The organism is Pseudomonas sp. P39-UII1 (genome assembly GCF_039672635.1).
In the GTDB taxonomy this organism is placed as follows: Bacteria; Pseudomonadota; Gammaproteobacteria; order Pseudomonadales; family Pseudomonadaceae; genus Aquipseudomonas.
Map to the genome: position 1 here is coordinate 330,174 of NZ_JBDFPP010000003.1, position 12,675 is coordinate 342,848.

Here is a 12,675-nt window from a genome sequence, read left to right on the forward strand (position 1 = left end):
CTCGCCTGATAAGGGAAATGCCTACCCAAAGGCAGGCGGGAAGAGTCTATCCGTGCACGCTTCAGCCGATCAGCGGGAGCCGATTCCCATGGGGCTACTGGCGGACATCAGGCCGGCTGGCCCAACTCGACGCCCAGTTGCCGCGACAGGCAAGGCCAGCGCTTCCATGCTGCGCCGGTTTCGGGGCTGCTCAAGGTGTCGCGATAGGCCTCTACCGATTCAGCAGCGAAGCTTTCGTCATTGAGCATTTCATCCACCGAGTGGTGCACCACCTCGTCCAGCTGGTTGGCGAAGTCCTCGCCGATCAGCTGATGGGCGATCAGGTTGGCCATGGTGGTATCGAAGGGTATCAGCGGTTGCTGGAAATGACGGATATACAGGTCGTTCACTTCCTCCACCAGGCGATGCGCGAGGTAGGCCTCATCCAGCAGGCAGTCCACGCCGACATGCCCATCCATCACATGGGGCGGCTGCAGGAAGTAGGCTTCGGCAATCTTCAGTACAGGTTTGATCTGCGATTCGATACCGGCTTCGAGTGCCACCGCGTGGGCAGCCTCCAGCAATTCCGGAACCTGGTCGATGTAGGCGCTGACGAAGCGCGCCAAAGTACCCTGGGCGTCCTGCTCAGGCAGTTGGATCGAGGGGTGCAGGTGGGGCAGTTGGGCCTCGAGACGCTCTTTCAGTTGGCCAGTACGGCGTTCGTGATCGTGGGCTTGGCTGATTTGCTCGCGTACAGCAGCGATGTTCATGACAACTCCAGGGACAAGACGTTTCAAACGGAAGACACTAAATTAGCTCGGTATACAGAATACCTAAGACGCATTTGTTATAAATCCCGCAAACGTGTGCGCTCTTGGCTATATGTTGGCGCCACTATTATGCCATGCCCTATCTAGAATGGGCCTTGCGGGGTATTTGGGTATTTCGTGAAGTTCATTTCATGCTCGCCGTTGCGTGCCATTGGTCGCTGTCTATACTCGGGTTGAACGTGATTCGTTGATGAGGCCCGACTGCATTTCGCAGGGGCTCGGTCGTCGAAGCCAGGCAGTCTTGACCGCCGTTCCCTCTTGCCGCAGGCCACGCCTCCGGGACAACAAGAATTAGAAGGGGAACCCGCAATGATGCGACATCCACATGTCTGGATGGGCCTCCTGTTGTGGACGGTTTTCGGTCAGGCCAACGCCGCCTGGACCGTGAACATGGCACCTGGGGCGACGGAAGTCTCCAACGCTGTGTTCGACCTGCACATGACCATTTTCTGGATCTGCGTGATCATCGGCATCGTGGTGTTCGGTGCGATGTTCTGGTCCATGGTCGTCCACCGGCGCTCCACCGGCCAGCAGGCTGCGCATTTCCACGAGCACACCTGGGTGGAGATCATGTGGACCGTGGTCCCCTTCCTCATTCTGGTGGCCATGGCCATACCGGCCACCAAGACCCTGATCGACATCTACGACGCCAGCGAGTCGGACATCGATATCCAGGTCACCGGATACCAGTGGAAGTGGCATTACAAATACCTGGGCCAGGACGTGGAGTTCTTCAGCAACCTGGCCACCCCTGCCGACCAGATTCACAACAAGGCGCCCAAGGACGAGCACTACCTGCTCGAAGTCGACCAGCCGCTGGTGTTGCCGGTGGGCGCCAAGGTGCGCTTCCTGGTCACCGCTGCCGACGTGATCCATTCCTGGTGGGTACCCGCGTTCGCGGTCAAGCGTGACGCCATCCCGGGCTTCGTCAACGAAGCCTGGACGCGTATCGAGAAGCCCGGCATCTACCGCGGCCAGTGCACCGAGCTGTGCGGCAAGGACCACGGGTTCATGCCGGTGGTGGTGGAGGTCAAGTCCAAGGCCGACTACGACACCTGGCTGGGCGAGCGCAAAGCCGAAGCGGCCAAGCTCAAGGAGCTGACCAGCAAGGAATGGACCCTCGAAGAGCTGGTGGAGCGCGGCGACAAGGTCTACCACACCACCTGCGTGGCCTGTCACCAGGCCGAGGGCCAGGGGTTGCCGCCGATGTTCCCGGCCCTCAAGGGCTCGAAGATCGCCACCGGGCCGAAGGAAGGCCACCTGGGCATCGTCTTCCACGGCAAGCCTGGCACCGCCATGGCCGCGTTCGGCAAGCAGCTCTCGGAAGTCGATATCGCCGCGGTGGTCACCTACGAGCGCAACGCCTGGGGCAACAACAAGGGTGACATGGTCACGCCGAAGGACGTGCTGGCGCTCAAGCAGGCAGAAGCGCAATGAACCGGGTTACTCGCGGCAGTCAGCAGATTGCAGGAGACAGGACATGAGTGCAGTGATCGACGACCACGCCCACGGCCATGAGCACGCGCACGGCCCAGCGAAGGGCCTGATGCGCTGGGTGCTGACCACCAACCACAAGGACATCGGCACGATGTACCTGTGGTTCAGCTTCATGATGTTCCTGCTCGGCGGCTCGTTCGCCATGGTGATCCGCGCCGAACTGTTCCAGCCCGGGCTGCAGATCGTCGAGCCAGCGTTCTTCAACCAGATGACCACCATGCACGGCCTGATCATGGTGTTCGGTGCGGTGATGCCGGCCTTCGTCGGCCTGGCCAACTGGATGATCCCGCTGATGATCGGCGCGCCGGACATGGCCCTGCCGCGGATGAACAACTTCAGCTTCTGGTTGCTGCCGGCTGCCTTCCTGTTGCTGGTCTCGACCCTGTTCAGCCCAGGCGGCGGGCCCAACTTCGGCTGGACCTTCTACGCGCCGCTGTCGACCACCTACGCGCCGGCCAGCGTGACCTTCTTCATCTTTGCCATCCACCTGATGGGCATCAGCTCGATCATGGGCGCGATCAACGTCATCGCCACCATCCTCAACCTGCGTGCGCCCGGCATGACCCTGATGAAAATGCCGCTGTTCGTCTGGACCTGGCTGATCACCGCCTTCCTGCTGATCGCGGTAATGCCGGTGCTGGCGGGGGTGGTGACGATGATGCTGATGGACATCCACTTCGGCACCAGCTTCTTCAGCGCGGCCGGTGGCGGTGACCCGGTGTTGTTCCAGCATGTGTTCTGGTTCTTCGGCCACCCCGAGGTGTACATCATGATCCTGCCGGCGTTCGGCGCGGTCAGCTCGATCATCCCGGCGTTCTCGCGCAAGCCACTGTTCGGCTACACCTCGATGGTCTACGCCACCGGTGCGATCGCCTTTCTATCGTTCATCGTCTGGGCGCACCACATGTTCGTGGTCGGCATCCCGGTGGTGGGCGAGCTGTTCTTCATGTATGCCACCATGCTGATCGCCGTGCCCACCGGGGTGAAGGTGTTCAACTGGGTGAGCACCATGTGGGAAGGTTCGCTGACCTTCGAGACGCCGATGCTGTTCGCCATCGCCTTCGTCATCCTGTTCACCATCGGCGGGTTCTCCGGCCTGATGCTGGCGATTGCACCGGCGGACTTCCAATACCACGACACCTACTTCGTGGTGGCGCACTTCCACTATGTGCTGGTGCCCGGGGCAATCTTCGGCATCTTCGCCTCGGCGTACTACTGGCTACCGAAATGGACCGGCCACATGTACGACGAAACCCTTGGCAAGCTGCACTTCTGGCTGTCGTTCATCGGCATGAACATGGCCTTCTTCCCCATGCACTTCGTAGGCCTGGCCGGCATGCCGCGGCGGATTCCCGATTACAACCTGCAATTCGCCGACTTCAATATGGTGTCGTCGATCGGTGCCTTCATGTTCGGCGCCACACAGATCTTCTTCCTGTTCATCGTCATCAAGTGCATCCGCGGTGGCGCGCCGGCCCCGGCCAAACCCTGGGATGGCGCCGAAGGGCTGGAGTGGTCGGTTCCGTCGCCGGCGCCCTATCACACCTTCCAGACACCGCCGGAAGTGAAATAGGACGCCGCCCATGACCGGCCAACCGCTCAAACGCCTGGTACTGCGCCTGCTGATGCTGACGGTGGTGATGTTCGCGTTCGGCTTTGCCTTGGTGCCGATCTACGACGTGATGTGCAGAGCCTTCGGCATCAATGGCAAGACCGGCGGGCAGTACGAAGGCAGCCAGGTCAGCGACCCCACGCGGTCGGTGCGGGTGCAGTTCATGTCGACCAATGCCAGCGACATGGTCTGGGATTTCTACTCCACCGCCGACCAGCTCGAGGTCAACCCGGGGGCCGTCAACCAGATGATCTTCGTCGCCCACAACCCGACCGACCGGCCGATGAGCGCCCAGGCCATACCGAGCATTACGCCGGCTGAAGCCGCGGCGTATTTCCACAAGACCGAGTGCTTCTGCTTTACCCAGCAGGTGCTGCAGCCCGGCGAACGCATCGAGATGCCGGTGCGCTTCATCGTCGACCGTGACCTGCCGGCCAGCGTGAAGCACCTGACACTGGCTTACACCTTGTTCGACATCACCGCTCGCCACCCGCCGGTCGCGCACATCGTGGCCCAGGACGTTCAGGGCGCCCGTTAAGGGAAGGAGAACAGCAATGGCAAGTCACGATCACTACTACGTCCCGGCGCAGAGCAAATGGCCGATCATCGCCACTATCGGCATGTTCATCACCGTGTTCGGCCTGGGCACCTGGTTCAACGACCTCAAGGCCGGCCACCCCGATTCCCATGGGCCGCTGATTTTCTTTGTCGGTGCGTTGTTCCTCGCCTACATGTTGTTCGGCTGGTTCGGGGCGGTGGTGAAAGAAAGCCGCGCCGGGCTGTACAGCCCGCAGCTGGACCGCTCGTTCCGGTGGGGCATGAGCTGGTTCATTTTCTCTGAAGTGATGTTTTTCATGGCGTTCTTCGGCGCGCTGTTCTATGTGCGCGTGTGGGCCGGGCCGTGGCTGGGTGGCGAGGGTGCCAAGGGTGTGGCGCACATGTTGTGGCCAAGCTTCGAATTCACCTGGCCGCTGCTGCACACCCCGGACCCCAAACTGTTCCCGCCGCCCAAGGACGTCATTGACCCCTGGCACCTGCCGCTGATCAATACCATCTTGCTGGTCAGCTCCAGCGTGACCATCACCATCGCCCACCACGCCCTGCGCCGTGGCCATCGTGGCCCGCTGAAACTGTGGATGGCATTGACCATTCTGCTGGGTATCAGCTTCATTGCCTTGCAGGCGTACGAGTACCACGAGGCCTACACCAAGCTGGGGCTGACGCTGGGGTCGGGGATCTACGGCGCGACGTTCTTCATGCTCACGGGCTTCCACGGGGCCCACGTGACCCTGGGCACGATCATCCTCATCGTCATGTTCGTGCGCATCCTGCGCGGGCACTTCAACCCCGAAAAGCACTTCGGTTTCGAGGCGGCCAGCTGGTACTGGCACTTCGTCGATGTGGTGTGGGTCGGGCTGTTCATCTTTGTGTACGTGCTTTAGGGCCCTGTCGCCGGCAAGCCGACTCCCACACAAACCCTGTGGGAGCCGGCTTGCCGGCGACAGGGCCAGTGGATCCGCTGAAGCATCAGAACGGCGCGTGAGACACCAGCTGACCACTGATCAAGCCGTAAGCCACCAGGCCGACGGTCAAGGCTGCCAGGGTGACACGCACGGTCAGCGCCTTCAGCAAGCGGGTCGAGTTTTCATCGTCCTTGACCAGAAACACAAGGCCACTGAACAGGCTGGCGATGGTGGCCAACAGCATCAGGACAATCGCGGCCTTGAGCATGGCGCTTCTCCAGGGGGATGCGGTAATGAGGATAAGTATAGCGAGGCGCCAGTGAGGCCGTTTCGGCCGGGCTGGGTACCGACCCTGGTGGTGCTTGCGCTACTGCCAGGGCTGATTGCGCTTGGTTGCTGGCAACTGAGCCGGGCCGATGAGAAGCGCGCCCTGCTGGCGACTTATGCCGAGCGCAGCGTTGATGCGCCGCTCTCCAGTGCCCAGTTGCAGCAAAGCGACGATGCCGCCTTCCGTCGCGTGCACCTGTATGGCCGTTTCGATGCCGAGCACAGCCTGCTGCTGGACAACCGCATGCGCGATGGCCAGGCCGGCGTCGAGCTGCTGCAGCCTTTCCATGACCAGCCCAGCGGCCTGTGGCTGTTGGTCAATCGCGGTTGGCTGCCGTGGCCGGACCGGCGTGTACCGATAACCTTCGACACACCGGTGCAGGCAATGGCCATGGATGCTTCCGTGTATGTGGCACCGGGTAGCACCTTCCAGCTGCACCCCGACCCGGTTGGCGGCCAATGGCCGCATCTGCTCACCGCCGTTAACCCCGCTCAACTATGGCAACAGCTTGACCGCGAAGGCTTCGGCCATGAGCTGCGCCTGCAGCCAGGCCCTGCGGCCTACCGCCTGGATTGGCCGGTGGTTGCCATGGGCCCGGAAAAACACCTGGGCTACGCGGTGCAATGGTTTGCCCTGGCCGTTGCCCTGGTACTGCTTTACCTCTATTTCGGCTGGCACAACAAAAAGGAGAACCCTCATGGCCGCCGCCACCACTCCACTGGAAGTGCCTGAACGTCGCAAACCCAGAGCCCGTGGGCGCTTGCAGCTGATCCTGATTCTGCTGGTGGTGCTCGGCCCGATGATCCTGGCCACCAGCATGTACAAACTGAAGTTCTGGGTGCCGGAAGGTCGCAACTACCACGGCGCGATGATTGGCAACGGCGAGAGCCGCAGCGATATCGGCATTGCCGGCGATGACGCACGTTGGCAGCTGCTGGTCAGCGCCCCCGAGGCGTGTGCCGAGGAGTGCCAGCAGTTGGTCTACCTGGCCCGGCAGATTCAGATCGGCCTGGGCCGGGATGCCAGCCGCGCCAGCCATGCCCTGGCCACTTCCCAGCCCCTGAGCGGTGACTATCAGGCCTTGCTGGGCCGCGAGTACCCGCAGTTGCAACGCTACCCGCTGGATGCCCAGCGCTACGTCCAGAAGGTCGGCGAACTGGCGCCGCAGCTGTGGATCGTCGACCCCCACGGCAACCTGGTACTGCGCTACGACGGCAAGGTCAACGGCAAGCATGTGCTGGACGACCTGCGCCACCTGCTCAAGCTGTCCAACATCGGCTAGGAGCCTGCCATGGCCAGACCCGGATTCCGCCTCGCTGTGTTCGCTACCTTGCTGGCACTGCTGGTCGTTCTGCTCGGTGCCTATACCCGCCTGACCCATGCCGGCCTGGGGTGCCCTGACTGGCCGGGTTGCTATGGCTTCATCAGCGTGCCTAAAACCGACGCGCAGCTGGCCCATGCCGAGATGCATTTTCCCGAGCACCCAGTGGAAGAAGCCAAGGGCTGGGCCGAGATGGTCCACCGCTACTTTGCTGGCACGCTCGCCCTGGTGATTGCCCTGCTCGCTGTTCAGGCCGTGCGCCGCCATGCACGCGACGGCCAGCCTTACCGCCTGCCGGTAGTGTTGCTGGGCGTGGTGCTGGCCCAGGCAGCGTTCGGCATGTGGACGGTTACCCTCAAGCTGTGGCCGCAGGTGGTCACCGCACATTTGCTGGGTGGCTTCACCACCTTGAGCCTCTTGTTTCTGTTATCCCTGCGTCTGTCACGGGCCTTTGCGCCACCACCCAAGTTGCCGCTGAGCCTGCGGCGTATCGCGGCCTTGGCGCTGCTGGTGGTGGTCGGCCAGGTCGCCTTGGGCGGCTGGGTCAGCGCCAACTATGCGGCCGTCGCCTGCATCGACCTGCCCACCTGCCATGGCCAGTGGTGGCCGGCAGCGGACTTCAGCAACGGTTTCCACCTCACTCAGCACGTCGGCCCCAATTACCTGGGTGGGCAGCTGGACAGCGACGCGCGTACCGCCATTCATGTCAGCCATCGCCTTGGGGCGTTGCTGGTCACCTGCGTGCTGCTGATGCTCAGCTGGAAGCTGCGCCGCTGCGGCTTGCCTGGGCTAGCGCGGCTGGTGCTGCTGGCGCTGGTGCTGCAGATCGGCCTGGGCATCAGCAACGTGGTGTTCCATCTGCCGCTGGCCGTGGCCGTGGCCCATAACGCCGGGGGCGCAATGCTGCTGCTGAGCATGGTCCTGGTGAACTACCGCATTCGGGTGGTCGACAAGGTGCGCGTCGGCCATGGCTGGCGCCTCACACCGGTAACCGGGCTGGGTGTGTCCCATCACATGAGGAATGACGCGTGGCGACGCTTCTGAATGTCCGGCGTGCCGGTTGGCGCGACTACCTGGAGCTGACCAAGCCTAAGGTGGTGGTGCTGATGTTGATCACGTCGCTGGTGGGCATGTTCCTGGCGACCCGTGCCGGTGTGCCTTGGAGCGTGCTGCTGTTCGGTAACCTGGGCATCGGCTTGTGTGCGGGCGGCGCGGCGGTGGTCAACCACGTGGTGGACCGGCGGATCGATGCGCTGATGGCGCGCACCCACAAACGGCCGCTGGCCGAGGGGCGGGTCGAGCCGCTGCCGGCGCTGCTGTTCGCCCTCGCCTTGGCGTTGCTGGGCATGGCCCTGCTGCTGGTATTCACCAACGCCCTCACCGCCTGGCTGACGCTGGCTTCGCTGCTTGGCTATGCGGTGCTCTACACCGGCTTTCTCAAGCGTGCCACGCCGCAGAACATCGTCATCGGTGGCCTGGCCGGGGCGGCCCCGCCGCTGCTGGGCTGGGTGGCGGTAAGTGGCCATGTCAGTGCCGAGCCGCTGCTGCTGGTGCTGATTATCTTCACCTGGACCCCGCCGCACTTCTGGGCGCTGGCCATCCACCGCAAGGAGGAGTACGCCAAGGCCGATATCCCGATGCTGCCGGTGACCCACGGGGAGCGCTACACCAAACTGCACATTCTGCTCTACACCTTGATATTGCTGGCGGTCACGCTGCTGCCCTACGCCATTCACATGAGCGGCCCGCTGTACCTGGCCTGCGCCCTGGCATTGGGCCTGCGCTTCCTGCAATGGGCCTGGGTGTTGTACCGTGGCAGCCGGCCGCACGCGGCGATCGGCACCTTCAAGTACTCTATCGGGTACCTGTTCGCGCTGTTCATCGCGTTGCTCGTTGACCACTACCTGTTGCTGAACCTATGACCCGAACCCAGAAAACCGTCTTCATTCTCGTTGCCCTGGTCGCGTTGATCATGGGCCTGACCGTCAACAAGGTGCTTAACGGCCGCGACCAGCCCAACCCGACCGAGCTGATCGATGCCGGCATCATTCTTCTGCCACAAAGCCGTGCGGTGGCCGATGTGACCATGACCAACCAGGACGGCCAGCCGGTGGCGCTGGATGACCTCAAAGGCAAGTGGTCGCTGCTGTTCTTTGGTTACACCTACTGCCCGGACATCTGCCCGACCACCCTGGCCCAGTTGCGCCAGGTGAAGAGCGAGCTGCCCAAAGAGGCGGTGGACCGCCTGCAGGTGGTGTTGGTGAGCGTGGACCCGAACCGCGACACCCCGAACCAGCTCAAGCAGTACCTGGGCTATTTCGACAAGGATTTCGTTGGGGTGGCGGGGTCCATTGCGGATACCCAGAAGCTCGCCAATGCCTTGAGCATCCCGTTCATCCCGGCTGATACCAGCAAGCCGGGGTATACCGTGGATCACAGCGGCAACCTGGCCATCGTTGGGCCGGATGGGCGTCAGCGTGGGTTCATTCGGGCGCCTTTCAACAACCAGAAGCTGGTGGCGCAGTTGCCTGGGCTGGTCAAGCGGGACTGAAATTTGCGGGTCGGTTAGGATAGCCGCCCGTACACCTGGCATGGAGAGCCTCAAATGACGTCGCGTGACAAGCGTATTCTGGCCTGGCGCCTGGTCTTGCTGCCACTGTTGCTGATAGCGATGGCGGTTTGGCAAGTACAGCGTGCCGACGCACACCGTACCCTGCTGCTGGAAGACAAGGCGCAACTGCAGCGTTTCATCGCCGAAATGGCACACATGGAAGCGGTAAACGACAGCCGTCACGTCCAATTCAACGGCAAGGCCTACGAGCCCTACGTGGCCCACAGCCTGGCCTACAATCGGCTCTATTACGTTGACCGTGAATTGGGCTTTGCCAAGGTCGGCACCTGGTTGGCGCATTTCTCCCTACGCTTCTCCCTCCTGCTGACGCTGCTGGGCGTCGCGTCGTTGCTGGCTTTTCACTGGGCGGGCAGGGCCGCGCTGGTATCAAGGGACCGCCTGGTTCGCCTTTTCTTCACCGTCAGCCAGGTGCTGCCGGTGGTATTGATCGCCTGTATTCTGTTGCTCACGCTAACCGTCGTGCTGGAGATCGGCTATGAGGCGCTGTGGGTGTTTGCTTTGCAGCAAACGTCCGCAGGGGTCATCAAATTGCAGTTGCTGGTGGGCTTCTTGATGTTGGCGATGCTCTGGCCCCTGTATCGCCTGCCGGGCCAGCTGAAAAACATGTTGCAGCTGTTCAAGAATGAACCCCTCGATATCTACGGGGGCGAGCTCACCGAGCAGCAAGCTCCCGCGTTATGGGCACGGGTGCGCGGCCTGGCCAAGCAAATGCAAGCACTGGAACCGGACAACATCGTGGTCGGCTTCCTGGACGGTTTCTATGTGACATCCAGCGATGTGCTGTTGCACCCCGGCAATCGTAGGCTAGAGGGGCGTACCCTGTACCTTCCATTGCCTCTGCTTGCCGTGATCAGCCGCAATGAAAGCGATGCAGTGATCGCCCACGAACTGGCGCACTTCTCGGGCGAGGACACCGAGTACAGCATGCGCTTCATGCCCATCTACCAGGGTGCCGGGCGCAATATCGGCGTTGTCGGCGAACACATGGAGTCGGGTGTTCTGCAGGGCCTGCTGACACTGCCGGCGTATGCATTGGCGGTGCATTTCATGCAACGTTTCGACGGTGCTGTCAGCCACTGGAGCCGTCGACGCGAGCTGCTGGCCGATGCTGCAGGTGCGCGGATCGCCGGGCCTCAGGCCGTGGTGGACTCACTGGTGCGCATCAGCGCGCTGGAGGTGCTGATCGACCAGCACCAGACCGAGCTATGCAGGGTGCCCGAGGCGTGGCCCGAGGACTTGCTCGTCGCCACGCTTGATTACCTCGCTACACAAGATATCTGCCTGCCAGACGACGAGCTGGCCGACGGGCTGGGCCATCCCACCGACAGCCACCCACCTACTCGCGAGCGCATCGAGGCGTTGGGCTTGTCTGTGCAGGACGTACGCGGCAGTGAGGCCTTGCGCCCCGTCGTTGTGGCGCAAGCACTGGCTTGCCTTGCCGAGCTGCTCCCGGATCTGAAGGCATTGTCGCTGGAGCTGAGCGCGGCGATCGGCAGCCGCTTGCTGGAGCAGCGCAACGAGGTGCATGAGTACCTCAGGGCCCGCGCCGAGGCTGTAACGCGGACCTGCGTGCTACACGAAGGCGCGCAGTGGCGTGGCCGCTTGCTGGTAGTCGTGTGCATCGCCTGCCTGGGTGCGGCGCTGTGGGTGCGTTTCGGGCTGCATGTGCAAAGTGCCAAGCCTGGGCTGGTTTCCTTCCTGAACTACTCGGCACTCGCCATCGCTGCCGTGGGCGTGTGGGTGGGCGTAATGGGCTGGCGCATGGTCCGCCGCGCGGCTACACCAGCGATGGTCCTGACACCGCATTGCGTCCAGTTTGCCAATACCCCTGAACCGATCGCCTTGCATCAGTTCGATCAATATGGGGTCAAAGTGACGCCGCAGCTTTCGGTGATGTTGAAGTTGGCAGACGACGTACCCTTGCCGGTGTTTCACAAGCGACGCTTCTGGGAGCCGGATGCTCGGTTCGACGCCAAAACCCGTTGGGTCAGCCTGGCGCTCGGCCGCTGGAGTATGGAGGGGAAAGGCCTGAAGGCAGGGGAGCTGGCCGAGTTGGTCGAGCGCTACCTGGAGGCAGGGGCCGCGCGGCAGGCGCTGGAGGAGTTCGAGGCGGCGCCATCGGATGTGTCAGGCGCAGGGGCTTAATTGCAGCGGCGCCTCAATCGCCGGCTTGCCGGCGATTGAGTGCAGCCTACGGCTTAGAACGCCGGTACGACAGCACCTTTGTACTTCTCGGTGATGAACTGCTTCACCTCAGCCGAGTGCAGCGCAGCTGCCAGCTTCTTCATGTCATCCGAGTCCTTGTTGTCCGGGCGGGCAACCAGGATGTTCACGTAAGGCGAGTCGCTGCCTTCGATGGCCAGCGCGTCCTTCTCAGGGTTCAGCTTGGCTTCCAGCGCGTAGTTGGTGTTGATCAGGGCGGCATCGACCTGGGTCAGCACACGCGGGATGGTGGCCGCTTCCAGCTCACGGAACTTGATGTTCTTCGGGTTCTCGGCAACGTCTTTCACGGTCGACAGGATGTTGCTGCTGTCCTTGAGCTTGATCACGCCTGCCTTGTCCAGCAGCAGCAGGGCACGGCCGCCGTTGGTGGCGTCGTTGGGGATGACCACGGTGGCGCCGGACGGCAGCTCGTCGAGCTTCTTGTACTTGTTCGAGTACACGCCCAGCGGCTCGATGTGCACGCCGGCAACGCTGACCAGTTGGGTGCCCTTGGCCTTGTTGAACTCATCCAGGTACGGCTGGTGCTGGAAGAAGTTGGCGTCCAGGCGCTTTTCGGCCACCTGCACGTTAGGCTGGATGTAGTCGGTGAACTCTTTCACCTTGAGGTTCACACCGTCTTTCGCCAACTGCGGTTTGACGAAGTTGAGAATCTCGGCGTGGGGCACCGGGGTGGCGGCGACAGTCAGGTCACCGGCGTGGGCCGAGAAGGCCGCAATGGCGGCAGCGACAGCAAGCAGCTTCTTCATGAATCACTCCTTGTGAGGGCCGCGACGGCCCCCGAACGGGTCGG

General features: G+C 62.5%; 13 protein-coding genes. 10 read left to right on the forward strand and 3 right to left on the reverse strand.

Annotation, left to right across the window (positions count from 1 at the left end; all coding sequences use genetic code 11):
• Positions 1 to 107 precede the first annotated feature (107 nt).
• Positions 108 to 749 (reverse strand): hypothetical protein, encoded by a 642-nt coding sequence (locus ABEH27_RS06725; RefSeq protein ID WP_346612797.1) that lies wholly within the window; start codon positions 747 to 749, stop codon positions 108 to 110.
• Positions 750 to 1,118: 369 nt separating this feature from the next.
• On the opposite strand from ABEH27_RS06725, the gene coxB reads away from it, so the two are divergent.
• The 4 genes from coxB to ABEH27_RS06745 are packed head-to-tail and all read left to right on the forward strand — an operon-like array spanning position 1,119 to position 5,360.
• Positions 1,119 to 2,246 (forward strand): cytochrome c oxidase subunit II, encoded by a 1,128-nt coding sequence (gene coxB, locus ABEH27_RS06730; RefSeq protein WP_274097810.1) that lies wholly within the window; start codon positions 1,119 to 1,121, stop codon positions 2,244 to 2,246.
• 43 nt (positions 2,247 to 2,289) lie between these two features.
• On the forward strand, positions 2,290 to 3,879 hold the full coding sequence (gene ctaD / locus ABEH27_RS06735; protein WP_346612798.1) for a cytochrome c oxidase subunit I: 1,590 nt from the start codon (positions 2,290 to 2,292) through the stop codon (positions 3,877 to 3,879).
• Between the two features lie 10 nt (positions 3,880 to 3,889).
• Positions 3,890 to 4,456, forward strand: coding sequence for a cytochrome c oxidase assembly protein (locus ABEH27_RS06740; RefSeq protein ID WP_346612799.1), 567 nt, complete (start codon positions 3,890 to 3,892; stop codon positions 4,454 to 4,456).
• 16 nt (positions 4,457 to 4,472) lie between these two features.
• Positions 4,473 to 5,360, forward strand: coding sequence for a cytochrome c oxidase subunit 3 (locus tag ABEH27_RS06745; RefSeq protein ID WP_346612800.1), 888 nt, complete (start codon positions 4,473 to 4,475; stop codon positions 5,358 to 5,360).
• Positions 5,361 to 5,445: 85 nt separating this feature from the next.
• On the opposite strand, the gene ABEH27_RS06750 is transcribed toward ABEH27_RS06745, so the two are convergent.
• Complete coding sequence (locus ABEH27_RS06750; protein ID WP_346612801.1) at positions 5,446 to 5,649, reverse strand: twin transmembrane helix small protein; 204 nt, start codon at positions 5,647 to 5,649, stop codon at positions 5,446 to 5,448.
• Between the two features lie 51 nt (positions 5,650 to 5,700).
• Between ABEH27_RS06750 and ABEH27_RS06755 the strand changes: the two genes are divergently transcribed.
• From ABEH27_RS06755 to ABEH27_RS06780, 6 genes are read left to right on the forward strand one after another with little or no spacing between them, the layout of a single operon-like run.
• Positions 5,701 to 6,441: an SURF1 family protein gene (locus ABEH27_RS06755; protein ID WP_346612802.1), complete on the forward strand. Its 741-nt coding sequence runs from the start codon at positions 5,701 to 5,703 to the stop codon at positions 6,439 to 6,441.
• The gene (locus tag ABEH27_RS06760; protein ID WP_346612803.1) at positions 6,407 to 6,991 is read left to right on the forward strand and encodes a hypothetical protein; all 585 of its coding nucleotides are present in this window, start codon (positions 6,407 to 6,409) and stop codon (positions 6,989 to 6,991) included. The genes ABEH27_RS06755 and ABEH27_RS06760 overlap by 35 nt, the downstream gene beginning before the upstream one ends.
• A gap of 9 nt (positions 6,992 to 7,000) precedes the next feature.
• On the forward strand, positions 7,001 to 8,074 hold the full coding sequence (locus tag ABEH27_RS06765; protein ID WP_346612804.1) for a COX15/CtaA family protein: 1,074 nt from the start codon (positions 7,001 to 7,003) through the stop codon (positions 8,072 to 8,074).
• Positions 8,059 to 8,952 carry a heme o synthase gene (cyoE, locus tag ABEH27_RS06770; protein ID WP_346612805.1) on the forward strand — a complete coding sequence of 298 codons (894 nt, stop codon included), beginning with the start codon at positions 8,059 to 8,061 and terminating at the stop codon, positions 8,950 to 8,952. Before ABEH27_RS06765 ends, cyoE begins: the two co-directional genes overlap by 16 nt.
• A complete protein-coding gene (locus ABEH27_RS06775; RefSeq protein WP_346612806.1) occupies positions 8,949 to 9,581 on the forward strand; it encodes an SCO family protein in 633 nt (210 codons plus the stop codon). Before cyoE ends, ABEH27_RS06775 begins: the two co-directional genes overlap by 4 nt.
• A gap of 54 nt (positions 9,582 to 9,635) precedes the next feature.
• A complete protein-coding gene (locus ABEH27_RS06780; protein WP_346612807.1) occupies positions 9,636 to 11,807 on the forward strand; it encodes a M48 family metallopeptidase in 2,172 nt (723 codons plus the stop codon).
• A 53-nt stretch (positions 11,808 to 11,860) separates the two neighbouring features.
• Here ABEH27_RS06780 and ABEH27_RS06785 read toward each other — a convergent pair whose 3' ends face one another.
• On the reverse strand, positions 11,861 to 12,631 hold the full coding sequence (locus ABEH27_RS06785) for a MetQ/NlpA family ABC transporter substrate-binding protein (RefSeq protein WP_346612808.1): 771 nt from the start codon (positions 12,629 to 12,631) through the stop codon (positions 11,861 to 11,863).
• Positions 12,632 to 12,675: the final 44 nt, after the last annotated feature.

What these genes read in the sequence shown, in the direction of transcription:
- ABEH27_RS06725 (WP_346612797.1), bottom strand. Translation starts at nt 749, where the DNA reads ATGAACATCGCTGCTGTACGCGAGCAAATCAGCCAAGCCCACGATCAC.
- coxB (WP_274097810.1), top strand. Translation starts at nt 1,119, where the DNA reads ATGATGCGACATCCACATGTCTGGATGGGCCTCCTGTTGTGGACGGTT.
- ctaD (WP_346612798.1), top strand. Translation starts at nt 2,290, where the DNA reads ATGAGTGCAGTGATCGACGACCACGCCCACGGCCATGAGCACGCGCAC.
- ABEH27_RS06740 (WP_346612799.1), top strand. Translation starts at nt 3,890, where the DNA reads ATGACCGGCCAACCGCTCAAACGCCTGGTACTGCGCCTGCTGATGCTG.
- ABEH27_RS06745 (WP_346612800.1), top strand. Translation starts at nt 4,473, where the DNA reads ATGGCAAGTCACGATCACTACTACGTCCCGGCGCAGAGCAAATGGCCG.
- ABEH27_RS06750 (WP_346612801.1), bottom strand. Translation starts at nt 5,649, where the DNA reads ATGCTCAAGGCCGCGATTGTCCTGATGCTGTTGGCCACCATCGCCAGC.
- ABEH27_RS06760 (WP_346612803.1), top strand. Translation starts at nt 6,407, where the DNA reads ATGGCCGCCGCCACCACTCCACTGGAAGTGCCTGAACGTCGCAAACCC.
- ABEH27_RS06765 (WP_346612804.1), top strand. Translation starts at nt 7,001, where the DNA reads ATGGCCAGACCCGGATTCCGCCTCGCTGTGTTCGCTACCTTGCTGGCA.
- ABEH27_RS06775 (WP_346612806.1), top strand. Translation starts at nt 8,949, where the DNA reads ATGACCCGAACCCAGAAAACCGTCTTCATTCTCGTTGCCCTGGTCGCG.
- ABEH27_RS06780 (WP_346612807.1), top strand. Translation starts at nt 9,636, where the DNA reads ATGACGTCGCGTGACAAGCGTATTCTGGCCTGGCGCCTGGTCTTGCTG.
- ABEH27_RS06785 (WP_346612808.1), bottom strand. Translation starts at nt 12,631, where the DNA reads ATGAAGAAGCTGCTTGCTGTCGCTGCCGCCATTGCGGCCTTCTCGGCC.